Source organism: Paraburkholderia sp. BR10937, from assembly GCF_040965695.1.
Taxonomy (GTDB): Bacteria; Pseudomonadota; Gammaproteobacteria; order Burkholderiales; family Burkholderiaceae; genus Paraburkholderia.
Genome location: NZ_JBFRCL010000015.1, coordinates 1 through 18,247 on the forward strand (window position 1 = coordinate 1; position 18,247 = coordinate 18,247).

17 protein-coding genes are annotated in these 18,247 nt (G+C 64.0%); 7 read left to right on the forward strand and 10 right to left on the reverse strand.

The window, feature by feature from the left end:
- The 3 genes from AB4Y44_RS14380 to AB4Y44_RS14390 all read right to left on the reverse strand — a co-directional run.
- On the reverse strand, positions 1-708 hold a 708-nt coding region (locus AB4Y44_RS14380; protein ID WP_368699986.1), incomplete at its 3' end, for an electron transfer flavoprotein subunit alpha/FixB family protein.
- Between the two features lie 2 nt (positions 709-710).
- Positions 711-1,484, reverse strand: a complete 774-nt coding sequence (locus AB4Y44_RS14385) for an electron transfer flavoprotein subunit beta/FixA family protein (protein ID WP_342922458.1) — start codon at positions 1,482-1,484, stop codon at positions 711-713.
- Positions 1,485-1,528: 44 nt separating this feature from the next.
- A complete protein-coding gene (locus AB4Y44_RS14390) occupies positions 1,529-2,716 on the reverse strand; it encodes an FAD-dependent oxidoreductase (RefSeq protein ID WP_342922457.1) in 1,188 nt (395 codons plus the stop codon).
- A 183-nt stretch (positions 2,717-2,899) separates the two neighbouring features.
- On the opposite strand from AB4Y44_RS14390, the gene AB4Y44_RS14395 reads away from it, so the two are divergent.
- Positions 2,900-3,865: a LysR family transcriptional regulator gene (locus AB4Y44_RS14395; protein ID WP_342922456.1), complete on the forward strand. Its 966-nt coding sequence runs from the start codon at positions 2,900-2,902 to the stop codon at positions 3,863-3,865.
- Positions 3,866-3,900: 35 nt separating this feature from the next.
- The gene (hutG, locus tag AB4Y44_RS14400) at positions 3,901-4,716 is read left to right on the forward strand and encodes an N-formylglutamate deformylase (RefSeq protein ID WP_342922455.1); all 816 of its coding nucleotides are present in this window, start codon (positions 3,901-3,903) and stop codon (positions 4,714-4,716) included.
- A gap of 238 nt (positions 4,717-4,954) precedes the next feature.
- Here the strand turns inward: hutG and AB4Y44_RS14405 are convergent, their stop codons facing one another.
- The gene (locus tag AB4Y44_RS14405; protein WP_342922454.1) at positions 4,955-5,557 is read right to left on the reverse strand and encodes an XRE family transcriptional regulator; all 603 of its coding nucleotides are present in this window, start codon (positions 5,555-5,557) and stop codon (positions 4,955-4,957) included.
- 180 nt (positions 5,558-5,737) lie between these two features.
- On the opposite strand from AB4Y44_RS14405, the gene glnT reads away from it, so the two are divergent.
- The 5 genes from glnT to AB4Y44_RS14430 all read left to right on the forward strand — a co-directional run bounded on the left by glnT (position 5,738) and on the right by AB4Y44_RS14430 (position 11,728).
- Positions 5,738-7,123: a type III glutamate--ammonia ligase gene (glnT, locus tag AB4Y44_RS14410; RefSeq protein WP_342922453.1), complete on the forward strand. Its 1,386-nt coding sequence runs from the start codon at positions 5,738-5,740 to the stop codon at positions 7,121-7,123.
- An 11-nt stretch (positions 7,124-7,134) separates the two neighbouring features.
- Positions 7,135-8,043 (forward strand): class II glutamine amidotransferase, encoded by a 909-nt coding sequence (locus tag AB4Y44_RS14415; protein WP_368699987.1) that lies wholly within the window; start codon positions 7,135-7,137, stop codon positions 8,041-8,043.
- On the forward strand, positions 8,031-8,720 hold the full coding sequence (locus AB4Y44_RS14420) for a protein glxC (RefSeq protein ID WP_342922451.1): 690 nt from the start codon (positions 8,031-8,033) through the stop codon (positions 8,718-8,720). The genes AB4Y44_RS14415 and AB4Y44_RS14420 overlap by 13 nt, the downstream gene beginning before the upstream one ends.
- 22 nt (positions 8,721-8,742) lie before the next feature.
- A complete protein-coding gene (locus tag AB4Y44_RS14425) occupies positions 8,743-10,107 on the forward strand; it encodes an FMN-binding glutamate synthase family protein (protein WP_342922450.1) in 1,365 nt (454 codons plus the stop codon).
- Between the two features lie 229 nt (positions 10,108-10,336).
- The gene (locus AB4Y44_RS14430) at positions 10,337-11,728 is read left to right on the forward strand and encodes an ammonium transporter (protein WP_368699988.1); all 1,392 of its coding nucleotides are present in this window, start codon (positions 10,337-10,339) and stop codon (positions 11,726-11,728) included.
- A gap of 67 nt (positions 11,729-11,795) precedes the next feature.
- Here AB4Y44_RS14430 and AB4Y44_RS14435 read toward each other — a convergent pair whose 3' ends face one another.
- The 6 genes from AB4Y44_RS14435 to AB4Y44_RS14460 all read right to left on the reverse strand — a co-directional run bounded on the left by AB4Y44_RS14435 (position 11,796) and on the right by AB4Y44_RS14460 (position 18,233).
- Positions 11,796-13,235 (reverse strand): cytosine permease, encoded by a 1,440-nt coding sequence (locus AB4Y44_RS14435; RefSeq protein ID WP_368699989.1) that lies wholly within the window; start codon positions 13,233-13,235, stop codon positions 11,796-11,798.
- A gap of 116 nt (positions 13,236-13,351) precedes the next feature.
- Positions 13,352-14,821: an aldehyde dehydrogenase gene (locus AB4Y44_RS14440; RefSeq protein ID WP_368699990.1), complete on the reverse strand. Its 1,470-nt coding sequence runs from the start codon at positions 14,819-14,821 to the stop codon at positions 13,352-13,354.
- A gap of 12 nt (positions 14,822-14,833) precedes the next feature.
- Positions 14,834-15,871: an LLM class flavin-dependent oxidoreductase gene (locus AB4Y44_RS14445; RefSeq protein WP_342922446.1), complete on the reverse strand. Its 1,038-nt coding sequence runs from the start codon at positions 15,869-15,871 to the stop codon at positions 14,834-14,836.
- A gap of 11 nt (positions 15,872-15,882) precedes the next feature.
- A complete protein-coding gene (locus tag AB4Y44_RS14450) occupies positions 15,883-16,842 on the reverse strand; it encodes a flavin reductase (RefSeq protein ID WP_368699991.1) in 960 nt (319 codons plus the stop codon).
- A gap of 1 nt (position 16,843) precedes the next feature.
- A complete protein-coding gene (locus tag AB4Y44_RS14455; RefSeq protein WP_368699992.1) occupies positions 16,844-17,662 on the reverse strand; it encodes an alpha/beta fold hydrolase in 819 nt (272 codons plus the stop codon).
- A complete protein-coding gene (locus tag AB4Y44_RS14460) occupies positions 17,631-18,233 on the reverse strand; it encodes an amino acid synthesis family protein (protein ID WP_158761342.1) in 603 nt (200 codons plus the stop codon). The genes AB4Y44_RS14455 and AB4Y44_RS14460 overlap by 32 nt, the downstream gene beginning before the upstream one ends.
- Between the last annotated feature and the right edge of the window lie 14 nt (positions 18,234-18,247).

The following is an 18,247-nucleotide window of genomic DNA, read 5'->3' on the forward strand; positions in this document are numbered from 1 at the left end:
GGCGTTCGGCGCGTAGCCGGCATCGACGGCGGCGCGCGAGGCGCCGAGTGCGGCGCCCAGCGTGTCGGCAAGCCGTCCGAGGCGCGCCATGTTCTCCTGTGAGGCGAGGCCGCGGCCGCCTGCAATCACGACGCGCGCAGTGCCCAGGTCTTGCCCGCTTTGTTCGGCGGCGCGACGCTCGACGAGCCGCGTGGCCGCGAACGGGGGAATCGGTGCGAGCGCAACGACATCCGCTGCGCCGCCTTTTGCTGCCACGGGGGCGAACGACGAGGGTCGCACGCTGGCATAAGTGAGCGCCGTGGCGCTCGTCACCGTCGCGATCACACTGCCCGCATAGAGGCCGCGCACGAACTGCGTGCACTCGCGAATGGCGATCACGTCGGCGATGAATGCGGACTCGGAGAGCGCCGCCGCGCGTGGCAGCGCCGCCCGGCTGGAGGCGCGATGTGCCGCGAGCACCGTCGAATAGTCTCCCGCGAGGGCGAGCAATTGCGCCGCGATGGTTTCGGGCGCGAGCGCATCGGCTGCGCCAGCGGAAGCGACCAGTACGCGCTCGATGCCACTCACACGCGCCGCCGCCGGCGCGCTCGACGCATCGAATACGAGCAGATCGACGGGCTGCCCCAGTTGCAGCGCAGCGCCCGTCACTCGCAGCGTGACATCGGCAATCGACCCCACATCGGTGTCGGCCAGAACCAGCGTTCTCATAGTCAAACTCCCACGGATTCAAATACGCGTCGATCGGCAAGTGTTGCAAGCAGCGCTCCGACGTCGTCTACCTTCACACCAGGCTCGCGCACCGGAGGATCGTTTAGTTTCAGCACATGGCTGCGTGCGTCGGACACGCCGCCGAGCGTCGCCGCTTCACGCGCGGCAAGCGGCTTCTGCTTGGCCTTGACGATGCTCGGCAGCGTCACGCGGCGCGGTTCGGCCAGTCGAAGATCTGCGCTGACCACGGCGGGGCCGTCGAGCTGCCACGTCGCCGTACCCGCATCATCACCGCAGTTCACGCGCCAGCCGCCGTCCACTGCTTCGAGTGCGCTCGCGTTCAGCGCCTGCGGCCAACCCAGTAGCGCGGCGAGCATGGCGGCCACGCCGCCCACGTCGCCGTCGATGGCCTGCTTGCCGCACAGCACGAGACCATATTCGGCCTCCTTGATGTGCGTGGCCACGAGCCGCGCAACGGCCAGCGAATCGAGCGAGGCCGTAGCAGAACCCGTGTCGATCAGCACGGCGCCGTCGGCGCCCATGGCGAGCGCGGTGCGCAGCACGTCCTGGTGCGCGGGCAGGCCGCAGGTCAGCACCGTGACATGCGAGGCCACGCCAGCCTCTTTCAGTTGCAGCGCCTTTTCGAGCGCGCATTCGTCGAACGGATTGAGCGACATCTTGAGTCCGGCCGTATCGATCGCGCCGGCGGCGCTCAAGCGCACACGCACGTTCGGATCGACCACGCGTTTTACGGGCACCAGAATGCGGACAGTCATCAGTTTTCTCCTGTTTGCATGCGAAAGCACATCGGTCGATGGCGTTACGACACCGCGCCCAGACCGTACTTGCCGGTCAGCAGCGCGCCGCTTGCAAAGCGTTCGAGTGCATACGGTTCGAGGGAGACGTCGGGGGGCAGGCCGAGCGCGTGCTGCGCGAGCAGCTTGCCGATGCCCGGCGAGAGCTTGAAGCCGTGGCCCGAGAAGCCGAAGCCCACGGTGAGGCCTTCCACGTCGGCGATGTTGCCGAGCACGGGGTTCCAGTCGGGCGTGACGTCGTACACGCCGGTCCACGAAGAGGCGAGTCCCGCCGTTTCGTAGGCGGGGAAGTGTTCTGCCACCTGCGCGCCGACTTCCGCCACATAGTCGAGCGAGATATCGCCCTGCTCGGTCTCGGGCGCGTTGAGCGTGTCACCCACCACGCCTTCTGAGACCAGCATCTGGCTACCGCCGTAGCTGCGGAAATAGAGCATGCCCGGCGAGCCGAGATCCTTGAACGCCGGCATGGCGAACGTGTAGGGCGCGGCTTCGCATTCGAGTGCGAGCACGGTGTGGCGCTCGGGCTTGACCGGCAGCGGCACCCCGATCCACTCGGAGAGTTCGGGCGTCCAGATGTTCTGCGTGCTGATGAGCGTGCCGCAGCCAAAGCGCCCCGCCGTCGTTTCCACGCCTACCACGCGGCGGCCCTCGCGCACGACACCGGTCACGCGCACGCCTTCCATGATCTTGACGCCGCGCCGGCGTGCGGAGCGCGCGAAGCTGGTCGCGACGAGGTAGGCGTCGGCAAAACCGGCTTCGGGTTCGAAGCCGATCAGCGCGGCGTCGTCGAAGGTGGCGATGGGCAGGCGCGCCTGCGCCGCCTGGCGGTCGAGCAGTTGCACCTCGATGCCCATGTCCTGCTGCGCGCGCAGCGAGGCGGCCAGCGGGTCGAGCTTGTCACCTTCGGGCGCGCTGATCATGTAGCCGCATTTGATGAGGCCGCACGACGCTTCGTCATCGCCGAGATAGTCGGCGAAATTGTTGAACGCCCACCAGGAGGCGCGCGCGAGTTCGACGTTCTGGCGCACCGAGTAATGCGTGCGCAGCAGCCCGGAGGACTGCGAGGTGGTACCGGCGCCGATCGTGCCCTGATCGAGGACGAGAACGCTTTTCGCGCCGAGCGCTGCGAGATGGTGGGCGACGGACGTGCCGATCACGCCGGCGCCGATCACGACATAGTCAAAGTGGCTCATGGGGCCCCCGAGGGTGAACGATGGGCAAATTCTGCGTCCGGGGTGCGCGCCATAATTTTGTATTAGGCAAACTTATGGTTCATCACCGCAATCGCTCATCCTCCGCGTGCTGGCCGTCCAGGGCGGCATCATGCGGAAGACGGCGCGGTGGCGTCATTTGCCCGGACATCCGTGGAGCAGCCCATGAGACGTACCCACGCGCCTATCGACCTCAACGCCTTGCAGGCCTTTCTTGCGGTGTGCGAAACCGGATCGATGACAGGCGCGGCCAAGCAGCTCGGCGTGAGCCAGAGCGCGGTGAGTCAGGCAATCGCGGCGCTCGAGCGCGACCAGGGCGTAGTCCTGTTCGATCGCGAGAGCCGGCCTCCACGCCCGAACGTCGCGGGCCGCGCGCTGCTTGAACTGGCGGGCTCGCTGCTCGAGCACGCGCAGATGGTCAGTGCGCGCATTGGCGACGCGTCGAACGCGGGCACCTTGCCGGTAAGGCTTGGCTGCGTGGATTCGTTCGCGGCGACCGTGGGCCCGGAACTGATTCGCGCGGTGTCGGGCTCGGCGCGGCAGATTGCGTTGTGGTCCGGCTTGACCCCGGGTTTGAGCAAGCAGCTACACGATCGCGAACTCGATCTCGCGGTATGCACGCAGACGACGCTCAACGACGCGCGCATCGTCGAGGTGCCGCTGTTTTCGGAAGCATTCGTCGTGGTCGTTTCACGCGCGTTGCTCGCGGAGCGCAGGAACATCGACTGGCGCACGCTTGCGCTCGAAATGCCGATGATCCGCTACACCCCGCGCTCGGTGATCGGACAGCAGGTCGAGCGTTATGCGCGGCACCTCGGCATCAATAGTCCGCGCCGCTATGAATTCGACGCGACCGACCCGCTCCTGAGCCTCGTCGCGGCCCGGCTCGGCTTTGCGATTTCCACGCCGCTGTGTCTCTGGCAGGCGCGCCATTATTTGCCCGAGATCGACGTGTTGCCGCTGCCAGCCGGACGGCTCGGGCGGCGTGACTTCTTCCTGCTGCATCGGCAGGGTGAGTGGGACGCATTCGCACATGAAATCGTCGCATTGACGCGGCGTGTCCTGGACGCCTCCATCAGGCCGGCGCTCGCGCGCGCCTTGCCGCAACTGCCGGAAGACGCTTTGATGTAGCCGAATCGAAATTTTTGTACGAGAGGAGTATGAAGATGTCCGAACTATTTTCGCTGGAGCGCGGCGACGCGCCGTTGCTCGTATCGATACCGCATCTGGGCACGCAGATTCCCGCAGCGCTGCGCCATCTCTATACGGACGAAGCGCTCACCGTTGCCGATACGGACTGGCATCTCGATCGTCTTTATGCCTTTGTGCGTGCGCTTGGCGCGACGGTGATCGGCGCGCGCGTCTCGCGCTATGTGATCGATCTGAACCGGCCGCCCAACGACGAAAGCCTCTATCCCGGCCAGACGACGACGGGCCTGTGCCCCGGCGAAGCGTTCCGCGGCGAACCCATCTACGGGCCCGGCTGCGCACCCGACGCGGCGGAGCGGGCCACGCGCGTCGCGCAATACTGGCAGCCGTATCACGACGCGCTTGCGGCGGAGCTTGCGCGACTGCGCGAGCGGCACGCGAACGTGCTGCTGTGGGAAGCGCATTCGATCGCGAGTGTGCTGCCGCGGCTGTTCGACGACAAGCTGCCCGACCTCAACCTGGGCACGCAGGACGGACGCACCTGCTCGCACGTGGTGCAGCAGGCCGCTGTCGATGCGATGGCCGCGAGCCCGTACACGTGGGTCGCGAACGGGCGCTTCAAGGGCGGCTACATCACGCGAAACTACGGCGCGCCGGAACGCGGCATTCATGCGGTTCAACTGGAGATGTGCCAGTCCACCTACATGAACGAGCGTGCGCCATTCGACTACGTCGTGGAACGTGCCGAAACCGTGCAGCCCACGCTTTCCCGCATGGTCGGTTCGGCGCTCGACGCAGTGCAGGCGCTCGCACCGACGTCCGCGCTTTCATAAGCAATTCTGATACTCGAACGTAAGCCCGCGTCCTGATTCAGTGCAGTGGCGCACAGCAGGCAGGAAAACCGCGCACCGTCAGCAGGCAAACAACGATGCGAGCGAATCAGGAAAGCGAGATGGCGAGGGCCCGCATGCGCGCCAGGTGTTTATCGGCAGGAATGTTTTATTCATGGGGATAAACATGGCACGGACGTTGCATAAGAGGTAGTGCAGGCAAGATGGCAGGGCCCGTGCCTCAATCGGCAGTTCCCGGCGGATAGATGAAGATCGACAGGAACTGGATGGGCGTCTTGATGAGTCGCTCGGGGCCATGAGGAATGTCGGCCTGGAAGGTGAGCGTGTCGCCGGGATGGAGGATGTAGGTCTGCTGGCCGTGGCGGTATTCGATCACGCCCTTGAGCATGTGGATGAACTCCGTGCCCGGATGCTCGAAGGTCGGGAACCGCTCGGCTTCGTCTTCGAGGGTGATGAGAAAGGGTTCGAAGGCTTTGCGCGGGCCCTGGTCGTAGGCAAGCAGATGATAGGTGTGGCCGCGTTTGGTGCCCTTGCGAACGACTTCCATGCCGGCGCCTTTCTTGACGAGCTGCGCGTCGCCTTGCGGAACGTCGAAGTTGCGAAAGAGCGTGGAGAGCGAGACGCCGAGGGCTTGTGCAATGCGGTGCAGAACGTCTAGTCCGGTAGAGGTCTGCGCGTTCTCGATCTTCGAGAGCATGCCGCGGCTGATGCCGGCCTGGTCGGCGACCTGGGCGATGGTCAGATCGTGACGCTGGCGTAGTTCGCGGATCGTCGCGCCCAGGTAGCGTTCGAGTGGTGCTTTGCTGTCGTCCCCGATTTGCATGTTCGGCCTCGGTTAAAAGCAGAAGCGTAGCAGGCGGAGCGCATACGTGTGCGCTGAATGTTTCATGTCAAGAAATAAAGTTGCATATGGAGAATTTTCGAAAAGGACAATGCGCGTGCGCACCGACGTGATGTCGGGCGCACCGCTCTTTCAACCGCGGATGAGTTGCAAGGAGTGACGATGAATCTCAATGACGCAAAACTGCCGGTCAACGAGCTGGGAAGCGTGCCGCGCTTCGGCTCGGCCGACGACGCGCAGAGCTGGCTCAGTCAGCAGGGCGTGAAATACGTGCTGGCGCAGTTCGTGGATATTCACGGCGTGGCGAAGGCCAAGTCGGTGCCGGTCTCGCATCTGAAAACGGTGCTCAAGGCCGGCGCCGGTTTCGCAGGCTTCGCGATCTGGGGCGTGGGCATCGAGCCGAATGGCCCGGACTTCATGGCGGTGGGCGAACTCTCGACGCTTACGCCGGTGCCGTGGCAGCCAGGTCTCGCGCGTATCGTCTGCGACGGACACGTCGAAGGCGAGCCCTGGGCCTACGACACGCGTGTGACGCTCAAGCGTCAGGTCGCGCGCGTGACCGAACGCGGCTGGACGCTTTTTACCGGCCTCGAACCTGAATTCTCGCTGCTGCGCCGCTCAGCATCGGGCACGCTCGAACCATGCGACCCGAGCGACACGCTTGCGAAACCGTGCTACGACTACAAGGGGCTTTCGCGCACACGCGTGTTTCTCGAGCGCCTGACAGACGCCATGCGCGCGGTCGGCATCGACGTCTATCAGATCGATCACGAAGACGCCAACGGCCAGTTCGAAATCAACTACACGTATGCCGATTGCCTGACCTCGTGCGATCACTACGTGTTCTTCAAGATGGCCGCCTCCGAGATCGCCAACGATCTCGGCATGATCTGCTCGTTCATGGCCAAGCCGTTTGCGAACCGGCCGGGCAACGGCATGCACATGCACGTCTCGATCGGCGACGGCAAGCGCAACCTGTTCGCCGACGCCGCCGATCCGCTCGGCATGGGACTCTCGAAGCTCGGCTACCAGTTCACTGCGGGCCTGCTCAAACATGCGCCCGCGCTCACGGCGCTGTGCAATCCGACGGTGAACTCGTACAAGCGCCTCGTGGTAGGCCGCTCGCTCACTGGCGCGACATGGGCGCCCGCCTATGTGAGCTACGGCGACAACAACCGCTCGACGATGGTGCGCATGCCGGGCGAGCGCATCGAACTGCGCCTGCCCGATGGCTCGTGCAATCCGTATCTCGCGACGGCGGCCGTGATCGCGGCGGGGCTGGACGGGATCGACAGTGAACTCGATCCGGGCGCGCCCGCCAACGAAAACCTCTACGAGTGGTCGCCCGCGAAGCTTGCTGAGCACGGCATCACGGTGCTGCCTCAAAACCTCGAACAGGCGCTCGACGCGCTCGAAGCGGACACGCTCATCTGCGAGGCGCTTGGTCCGGTTGCGCAGGAATTCATCAAGCTCAAACGCATGGAATGGCTCGAATACATGCGGCACGTTTCCGACTGGGAACTGAAGAGCTACCTCGAATTTTTCTAAGGAGAAAACCTATGTGTGGAATCGTAGGCTTGCTGGTGAAGACGCCAGCGCTACGCGAGAAGCTCGGCGAACTGATGGTGCCGATGCTGATCGGCATGACCGAGCGCGGTCCCGATTCGGCGGGCCTGGCCGTCTTCGGCAAGGAAGTGGATGCAAGCCAGCGCAAGCTGAGCCTCTATTCGGGCTTCACGGAAGAGGGCGCGCAGTTTCCGTGGCAAACGCTGCTCGACAGGCTCAACCTTGCAATGGACGTGACGGCGCGCATCGACGCGAAAGCCAATCATGCGGTGCTCACGCTGCAGGGCAATCCGGACACCGTGAAGGCGTGGCTTAACGAGCAGTATCCGAAACTTTATCTGCTTTCCACGGGCCGCTCGATCGATCTGTACAAGGACATCGGGTCGCCTGCCGAGGTGGCGCAGCGCTACGACTTCACGAGGCTCAAGGGCTCGCACCTCGTGGGCCACACGCGCATGGCAACGGAGTCGGCGGTCACGCCCGACCGGGCGCATCCGTTCACGGCCGGTGAAGATTTTTGCCTCGTGCACAACGGCTCGCTCTCGAACCCGTATGGCGTGCGTCGCAAGCTGGAGCCGCTCGGTATCCACTTCGATACCGACAACGATACGGAAGCCGCGTGCCGCTTTCTCGAATGGCGCCTGCGTGAAGGCGACTCGCTGCCCGATGCGCTGCAAAAAGGCTTCGAGGAACTGGACGGTTTCTACACGTTCCTGATGGGCACGTCGAGCGAGCTTGCGCTCATTCGCGATCCGTTCGCGTGTAAACCCGCTGTCGTGGCCGAAAACGACGACTACGTGGCGATCGCTTCCGAGTTCCGCTCGCTCGCGCATTTGCCCGACATTCGCAACGCGAAGGTATTCGAACCCGCACCCGAGGAGATGTACGTATGGAAGGCGTGATTTTCGATCTGGAAGGAAAGGGCGTCCGGGAACTCAACGAGTACCTGCATGGCGACGGCGCGATACTGAACGGCCAGCGCGTGAGCGTGACCTCGCCCAACGGCGCGCACAACATTGCGGTGGGTGTGGACGCCAACGTGCAGATCACCGTCGAAGGCCATGCGGGCTACTACGCCGGCGGCATGAACAAGCGCGCGAGCATCGTGATCGAAGGCAGCGCCGGGACGGGCGTGGGCGAGAACATGATGAGCGGCAAGGTGCATGTGCGCGGCTTCGCCTCGAACGGCGCGGGCGCCTCGGCCCACGGCGGCCTGCTCGTGATCGACGGCGACGCGGGCCTGCGCTGCGGCATCTCGCTCAAGGGCGGCGACATCGTGGTGGGCGGCTCGGTGGGCAGCTTCTCCGCGTTCATGGCGCAGGCGGGCCGCATGGTGATTTGCGGCGACGCGGGCGACGCGCTTGGCGATTCGCTCTACGAAGCGGTGCTCTACGTGAAGGGCAACGTGAAATCGCTCGGCGCCGACGCGCAATTCGAGCCGATGACCGACGCCGACCTCAGCGCCGTGCGCGAACTGCTCGGCGCGGCAGGGCTCGATCACGATCCGGCGCAGTTCCGCCGCATCGCTTCGGCCCGCACGCTCTATCACTGGAACGCCGACGCGGACCAGGAATACTGAACACACGATCGAGAAGGTCCCCATGGAAACCAAACCGGTTCATTTCGCGCGTCTGCAACAGGAAGAGTCCAGCACCTTCGACCGCAAGACCATCGACTACATTCACACCGCTGCTCAGCGCGGCCTCTATGAAATTCGCGGCCTCGGTTCGAAGAAGAGCGTGCCGCACTTCGACGACCTGCTGTTTCTCGGCGCCTCGCTCTCGCGCTATCCGCTCGAAGGCTATCGCGAGAAGTGCAGCTCGCAGACCGTGCTCGGCACGCGCTTTGCGAAGAAGCCGATCGTGCTCGACACGCCTGTGACCATTGCGGGCATGAGCTTCGGGGCGCTCTCCGCGAACGTGAAAGAAGCACTGGGTCGCGCGGCCACGGCGGCGGGCACCTCGACCACCACCGGTGACGGCGGCATGACGCAGGAAGAGCGCCAGTCATCGAAGACGCTGGTCTATCAATGTCTGCCTTCGCGCTACGGCTTCAATCCCGACGACGTGCGCCGCGCCGATGCCATCGAAGTCGTGATCGGCCAGGGCGCCAAGCCGGGCGGCGGCGGCATGCTGCTCGGCCAGAAGGTGAATCCGCGTGTGGCATCGATGCGCACGCTGCCCGCAGGCGTCGACCAGCGCTCGGCGAGCCGCCACCCCGACTGGACCGGCCCCGATGACCTCGCCATCAAGATTCAGGAACTGCGCGAGATCACCGACTGGCAGAAGCCCATCTACGTGAAGGTCGCGGCCACGCGCACGTTCAACGACGTGAAGCTCGCCGTGCACGCGGGCGCCGACGTGGTCGTGATCGACGGCATGCAGGGCGGCACGGCGGCCACGCAAAGCTGCTTCATCGACAACGTGGGCATTCCGACGCTCGCGGCGGTGCGCCAGGCCGTGGATGCGCTCGAAGACCTCGACATGAAGGGCAAGGTGCAACTGATCGTCTCGGGCGGCATTCGCACGGGCGCAGACGTGGCGAAGGCGCTCGCGCTCGGCGCGGACGCGGTGGCCATCGGCCAGGGCGTGCTGATGGCGCTCGGCTGCAACAGCGAATCGTATTTCCAGAACGGCGCGCTCCACTCGGCGGTGGGCGACTACGCGGCGCTCAACACCGCGCCGGGCTTCTGCCATCACTGCCACACGGGCAAATGCCCGGTGGGCGTGACGACGCAGGACGCCGTGCTCGAAAAGCGCCTGGAACCGGAAGAGGGCGCGCGCCGCGTTAAGAACTACCTCAAGACGCTCACGATGGAACTCACGACCATCGCGCGCGCGTGCGGCAAGCAGAACGTGCATCACCTGGAGCCGGAAGACCTCGTGGCGTTGACGGTCGAATCGGCGGCCATGGCGCGCGTGCCGCTGGCGGGCACATCGTGGATTCCCGGTTTGAACATGCGTTGATCGTGCCGTAGAACAAGACGTAACGCAAGCCGTAAAACAAGCGGTATTTGCAGCACCGGGCGCGCGGGCGAGGAGACTGCCGCGCGCACCGTCGAAACGCGCAAGCGGGCGCACGACAAGCCGGCAGCGCAGGCCATGCACTGTTATCCAACTTCTTTCCCACACGCGCGTCGTGAAGGCCGCGCCGCTTGCGCGCGCCTTAAGCAACGCCTTTCTACAGGATCGTGCAATGAAAAGCTTGGGCAAACTACTCGTGGTAATCGGCGCACTGGCGCTCTCGCTGCCTGCGCTCGCACAAGGCGCCGCCGCGCCGGTGCCGAACAAGGGCGACACCGCATGGATGATCGTCGCGACGCTGCTGGTCGTCATGATGGCGGCGCCGGGCCTCGGTCTCTTTTACGGTGGCATGGTGCGCGCGAAGAACATGCTTTCCGTGCTGATGCAGACGCTTGTGATTTTCTGTCTGCTCGGCGTGCTGTGGGCCGTGTATGGCTACAGCGTTGCGTTCACCGAGGGCAATGCGTTTTTTGGTGGCTTCAGCAAGATGTTTCTCGCGGGCTTGACGCCCGACACCACCGCCGCCACGTTCAGCAAGGGCGTGGTGATTCCCGAATTCATCTACGTGTCGTTCCAGCTCACGTTTGCGGCGATCACGCCCGCACTCATCATTGGCGGCATTGCCGAGCGCGCGAAGTTCTCGGCGGTGCTGGCCTTCATGGTGCTGTGGTTTACGTTCTCGTACCTGCCGATTGCGCACATGGTCTGGTATTGGGCGGGACCCGACGCGTACACGAGCGCCGCGGCGGCAGAAAAGGCCAACGCGACAGCGGGCTTCCTGTTCCAGAAGGGCGCGCTCGACTTCGCGGGCGGCACGGTCGTGCATATCAACGCGGGCATTGCGGCCCTGGTGGGCGCGATCATGATCGGCAAGCGTGTGGGCTTCGGGCGCGAGCACATGGCGCCGCACAGCCTCACGATGACGATGATCGGTGGCTCGCTGCTGTGGGTGGGCTGGTTCGGCTTCAACGTAGGCTCGAATCTCGAAGCGAACGGCGCGGCAGCGCTCGCCTTCGTCACCACGCTGCTTGCGACCTGCGCGGCGACCGTCTCATGGACCGTCGTGGAGTGGACGCTCAAGGGCAAGCCGTCGATGCTCGGCGCGGTATCCGGCGCCATTGCGGGGCTCGTGGTGATCACGCCCGCATGCGGCTTCGTCGGACCGATGGGCGCGATCATTATGGGCTTCATCGCGGGCGCGCTCTGCTACTGGGGCGTGAACGGCCTCAAGCGCCTGCTTGGCGTGGACGATTCGCTCGACGTGTTCGGCGTGCACTGCATCGGCGGCATTGCGGGCGCGCTGCTCACGGGTGTGTTTGCTTCACCGAAGCTTGGTGGCACGGGCGTCTATGACTATGTGGCGAACAAGGTTGGCGACTACGATATGGCGAGCCAGATGATCTCTCAATGCTGGGGCGTGGGCACGTCGCTGGTGTGGTCGGCCGTGGTGTCGTTCGTCGCGTTCAAGCTCGTTGATATGGTGATTGGCCTGCGCGTCGACCAGGAAGGCGAGCGCGAAGGCCTGGACGTCAGCTCGCACGGCGAGACCGCGTACAACGGCTGAGCACGATCGCAGCTTGTCGCAAACGCCTGCGTTCAGTTAAGGCCTGCGCCAGCCGTCACGCGGTTGCTCAGGCCGCTTCCCTGACCGGGGCCGCTCGTTCGGCCGCGCGAGCCTCTGGCGCAGCCGTGCGCGTGGAACGCGAACGGTCCTTCGAAGCGAACACGTAGTAGGTCAGCGCAGTCGCGACGAGGCCAACCATCCACGAGACATCGGCGTTGCCGACGATCGACGCGAGCGCGCCGTGGAAAAAGCTTTCCGCCATGAATGGCACCTGAACTGCGATGCCGAAGAGGTAGATGGCGATGGCCTTGAAGTTGAAGGACCCGTACACGCCACCGTGGCTGCTCACAATTTCCGCGACGCGATAGCGCCGGTGGTTGATCAGATAGAAGTCGACCAGATTGATCGCGACCCACGGCGCGAGCACGATGCGCATCGCAAAGATCGCCGTCAGGAAGATCGCGATGAAATTGCTCGAGGCCCACAGCGCCGTGACAGTAGAGGCGACCAGCAAGGCGGTCGAAAAGACGATGCGCACCGTGCGGCCAGGCACCCAGTCGGGGCGGAAGGTCTGCGCGGCGGTAATGAACGACAACACCCCGCCATACAGATTCATCCCGTTGTGGCCAATGATGTTGACGAGGAAGAGGAAGATCAGCACATAGCCGAACACGCCCGTTTGGGTGCGGATGGCTTGCATGGCGTCGGTGGAGTGGCCGGTGCTGACCGCCAGCACGCCGAAGAGAAACGCGAAAATGGTGCCGAGCGAGGTGCCGAAATACGTGAACGCGAAGGTCTTCGCAAAGCCCGCCGAGGTCGGCAGGTAGCGCGAATAGTCGGACGTATAGGGCGCGAAGCTGATTTGCCAGACGGCGCACAGCCCGAACGTCGCGAACCAGTTCGACACGTCGAAATGCCCCTGCCGCAAGATCTGCGCGTTGAGCCCCGGCGCCATCATGATCATGCCGATCAGTAGCGCGCCGCCCATGAACCAGGCGCCAATCTTGTTGAAGCGGTGGATGAAGTGATAGCCGATCACGCCGACGAGCGTCGCGAGAATGGCGCCGAGTACGGTGCCTACCGGCACGGGCACCGCGGGCGCGGCGGTGTGGAGCGTCTTGCCCGCCAGGATGATGTTCGAGACGAAGAAGCCGAGATAGATCAGCGTGGTGAAACTGACCACGAGCAGCGAGCCATAGCGGCCGAATTGCGCGCGGCTTTGAATCATCTGTGGCACACCGACGAGCGGGCCTTGCGCAGAGGTGAGGGCGTGAAAAATGGCGCCGAAGAATTGCCCGGCGACGATGGCGAGAATCGCGCTCATCACGTCGAGGTGAAAGACCAGAACCGAAGTCGCGCCGGAAATCACCGCAAGCGGCGCGACATTCGTGCAGAACCACAACGTGAACAGATCGGCTGGCTTGCCATGCCGATTCTCGGGAGCGACATACTCGATCGAGTTGCTTTCAATGGTCAGAACGCTGTTGTCGTTCGCCGGGTTTTTCATAGTGTCTCCATCTTTATTGCACAGGCCGAGCCACGCCACGAAGGTGGCGCGGCATGGCCTTGAACGGCTTTGAAGCGGCTTTGGAACGGCTTTGAAGCGGTGCAGCGGGGAACGGATCAGCGCATCACGAACGGATCGCTGATCGGTTCGTCCGAGGTGCGCAGCCACACGGACTTCGTCGTCGTGTATTCGAGCGCGGCAGCCATGCCGCCCTCGCGGCCGTGCCCGGAAAGCCCGAAGCCGCCGAACGGCACGAGCGGCGAAACCGCCCGATAGGTGTTGATCCAGACGATCCCCGAGCGCACGCGCCGCGAAATGCGATGTGCGCGGGTGAGGTTGGTGGTGAAGATGCCCGCCGCGAGTCCGTAGGCGGTGCTGTTCGCCTTCTCGATAGCTTCCTGTTCCGAAGCGAACGTATCCACCGAAAGCACGGGCCCAAACAACTCCGTCGTGATGCTGTCCGCGTGGCTCGCGCCCGAGCAGTCCAGAATCGTCGGCGCGTAGTAGTAGCCGTCACGCGCCAGCGCCTTGCCGCCGGCAAGCACCTTTGCACCCTGACTCACGGAACTCGCGACGATCTTCTCGATGTTACGCAGTTGTCGTTCCGTGCACAGCGGCCCGTATTCCGTCGTCATTTCATCGGGCGAGCCCACGCGAATGCGCGAAACGCGCTCCACGAGCAACGCGAGGAATTCGTCTTTGACGGACGCCTCGATCAAAAGACGCGAGCCCGCCACGCAGCTTTGGCCGCTTGCGGCGAAAATCGCCGCGACCTGCGCATTCACCGCGCTCTGAATATCGGTATCGGCGAACACGATGAACGGCGACTTGCCGCCTAGTTCCAGCGAGACCTTGGCAAGATTGTTCGACGTGTTCCTGACGATATGCCGCGCGGTTTCAGGGCCGCCCGTGAAGGCCACCTTGTCCACCTTGGGATGACTGCTGAGCACCGCGCCGCATTCCGGCCCGAAGCCGGTGATCACGTTGACTACGCCCGGCGGAAATCCTGCCTCGTGCACGAGCCTCGCGAACTCGAGCAGCGGGCCGGGGGCTTCCTCGGAAGCCTTCAGGACGACCGTGCAGCCGGCGGCGAGCGCCGGCCCGACCTTCACGGCGGAAAGGAACAACTGGCTGTTCCATGGAACGATGGCGGCGACCACGCCGACGGGTTGCCGTTCGAGCCAGACCTGCATGTCAGGCTTATCGACGGGAATATGGCTACCCTCGATCTTGTCGGCGATCCCGGCGTAGTAACGGTAGAACTCGGCCACATAAGCGATCTGGCTCGACGTCTCGCGAATGATCTTGCCGGTGTCGTTCGTTTCAATTTCAGCGAGTCGCGGCGCAGCCTTTTCGACGAGCCCGGCCAGCTTGTGCAGCAGCTTGCCGCGCGCCGAGGCGGTGAGGCCGGCCCACGCAGAATCGGTCAGCGCGCGGTTGGCCGCCTCGACGGCACGGTTGACCTGCTCCGCGCGCGCTTCGGGCATTTGCGCCCACACTTTGCCCGTGGCCGGGTTCACGCTGCCGAACGTCGCGGCGCCCGGTTCGAACTGGCCGTCGATATATAGCTGAAAATGAAAATCCATGGAATCCGCCCCTTACCTGAATGCAGGCATGACGTCGTTGATCATGCGCTCGAGTGACGCCTTCTTACGCTCGAAGCTCATGCCGGTATCGATCCAGAACGAGTACTCGTCGAAGCCGAGTTTCTCGTAGGCCCGCAGACGCCCAATCACTTCCTCGGGCGTGCCGATGACGTTGTTCTTGCGCATCGCCTCCGGCGTGTAGAACGGGTGAGCGCCGATCTCTTCCTTCGTGAGCGGCTTGATCATGCCGCGGCTCACAGGGCGCTCATTCTTGAACCACGCGCCGAAGTAGTTGTAGAACGTGTTCACTTCGTCGGCCGCGATCTGCGCGTCGTCTTCGCCGCTCGCCACATACGTGTGACGCAGCAGCATGATCTGCGGGCGCGGCACGTTGCTGAACTTCTCGCACGCGGCGTTGAAGTGGCCGACGAGCTTCTCGACCTCTTCGTCGCCGAAATGCAGCGGCGTGACCTGCACGTTGCAACCGTTGGACACCGCGAATTCGTGGCTGTTCGGATCGCGCGCGGCCACCCAGATCGGCGGATGCGGGCGCTGCAGCGGCAACGGCGAAGACGTGGTCGAGGGGAATTTCCAGAACTCGCCTTCGTGCGCGTAATCGCCTTCCCAGAGCTTTTTCACGGCCGGAATGAGTTCGCGCATGCGCTGGCCTGCGCCCCACGCGTCGAGCCCCGGCATCAGGCGTTCGTACTCGAACGAGTATGCGCCTCGTGCGATGCCCAGATCCAGACGACCATTCGAGATGATGTCGGTCATCGCGGCTTCGCCCGCGAGCTTGATCGGGTGCCAGAAGGGCGCAATGACCGTGCCAGTGCCGAGCCTCACGTTCTTAGTCTTGTTGGCGAGGTCCGCGATGTTGAGGAACGGATTGGGCGCGATCGTGAAGTCCATCGCGTGGTGCTCGCCGGTCCAGATGGCGTGCATGCCGCCGCGATCGGCGATCTGGCACAGCTCGACCATTTCGTCATACAACTGCTTCTGACTGGTCTGGTCGGAGACGCGCTCCATGTGAACGAATAGTGAGAATCGCATGATGGAACCTTTCAGGAATGAAGCGGGCGGACTGTGCCGTTGCTATGGTCGCCGAAGTACATCCCGTAGCTCTTCAGTTCGCTTTCCTTGCGGTAGCGCTGGAGCATGCTGGCGAGTGCGCTGTCCTGGAACGCTTGCGTTTGCACGTCTTCCAGGCTGACGAACTGGGCCGAGGCGTCGCCCGTTGCGGCGAGTTCATCGGGGGCGCTGCACAGGAACGAGATGTACTGGTAATGGGTTTCGGTATTGTTGTAGACCGAATAGATGAAGCTTGCCGATGCATCGGGCTGGTACTTCGTGAAGATCTCGGCGAGCGCCTTGTCGGCGCCTTCCTTGCCGATTTCTTTCGAGGGCAGGCCCCATTTGCCGTCTGCGGTTTTCACGAGCAGCACCTTGTCCTCGCGCGCGATGATCGCGCTTACGATGACTTTCGGACCCGCGATGACTTCCGCCGACACCTTGGCCGGCGTGAAATAGCCGCCGCGATAGTAGCCAAGACCGGCGAAGCCCGCGGAATGAAACGCCTCGACCCGGCCGACGATCAGCGCGTGGTCGCCCGCGTCGATCACGGCGTGCGTCGTGCAGTCGAACCAGGCGCTGACGTCGCCGATGAGCGGGTTGCGGTTGGCGCTCAATTGCCAGTTCACGTTGGCGAAGCGGTCGTCGCTCGGCCGCGCGAACGTGTTGGACAAATCCTTTTGTCCTTCCGCGAGGATGTTGATGGCGAAATGGCCCGCGGTGGAAAACGTCTGGTAATTGCTCGACGTCTTCGCAATGCTCACCAGCAGCAGAGCGGGGTCGAGCGAAACGGACGAAAACGAATTGGCGGTGAAGCCGAGCGGCTTGCCGTCGTCCGTCGCGGTGGTCACGATCGTCACGCCCGTCATGAACGCGCCGAACGCGTCGCGCAGTTCGCGCGTGTTGATCTTCGCTGCTTCCGGTTGTACTACCTGGCTCGTGTCTTGGCTCATTTCACAATTCCACTTCGTGATTTTCCGCCTGCGGCTCCGTTTGCAACCAGGCCCGCAGCGCGCGATTGACTTCGTCAGGCGCGGTCAGGTTCACCATGTGGCGCTCGTTTTCGAGCACCACGACTGTGCCGTTGTGCGCGGCTTGCGCCATCTGTCTTGCCATCTCCGGCGTCGAGTTCGGATCGTCGGAGCCGGTCAGGACGAGAGCAGGGCAGCGAATCGTGTGCCAGCCGTCGGCGTACACATCGTCGCCGCCAGCAAACGCCGTATAGGCCGTGGCGTAGCCCGCGAGGTTCACCGACTTCAGCCACGACTCGACCTTTTGCGCCGCCACTTGCTGCGCCTCCTCGGCGTTGAACCAGCGCCGCAGCGGCGTATCCACATCGATGGTGCCGGAGCGCAACTCGGCGGCACGCTGCAGCACGGCGTCGCGCGCCGCTTCGGTGCGCCGGTACACACCGTTCAAGACTGCCACACGCTTGACCAGATCGGAACGCGTGACCGCGACGCCGGCCGCGATCAGCGAACCCATCGAGTGCCCCGCCAGATTGACGGGACCCACGTGCAGCGCCTCGATGAAACTGGTTGCCCACTCAACGAACTGCGGCAAGCCGGCACCCGCTTCGAGCGCATCGCTTTGACCGTGGCCCGGCATGTCGACTGAAATCACGCGGAATTCGGCCGAGAGGTCTTCGATCTGCGGATACCACGCGCTCGCCTGCATGCCCACGCCGTGAATCAGCACGAGCGGTTCGCCCGCGCCTTGCTCCAGATAGTGCGCGACGCGCTTATTTGACAGCTGCAGGGTTCTTGACGTCATTTCCGAGCTCTGCGAGGTCTTTGTAGCGATCGCCAATGCGGTGATGCGGACGGCCACCCGTTGCGGCGCCAATGGCGATGACGAGTTCGTCGGCGGCCGGCGCATCGGCAATCGAAAACTGCAGCGTGAGGTAGTGCGAGCGGCGGCCTTCGTCGTTCTTGTCCATCATCGGGATGAGCAGCGGCGCATTGGCCGGGCCGCGCGTGTTGTTGAACGCGAGATACGACTTCGCGCCTACAGCAGAGCGATAGGTGTTGCCGAAGTGCAGCGTGTGAATGAGCGCGGACGCATGCTCCAGTTCGCCCGAAAGACCCACGATGGCGCTCTTGCCGAACGCTTCGACCGCTTCGCCCGAACCGGCTTCGTCGATGATGAGCTTCGTGAGGTGTTCGCTCAGTTGCGGCGCGAGTGCGCGAATCTCGGGCGAGAGGTCTTCCACGTAACCGCGGCCCGCCCACGGGTTCTTGATCACCGCGACCGCGCCGATCATTTTCAGCGGCTTCGCAGCGGCCTTGTCGCCGTCTACGAAGACGTTCTCGACATGGAGGATGGATTTGCGAATCAGGCTCATGGCAACTTCCTTCG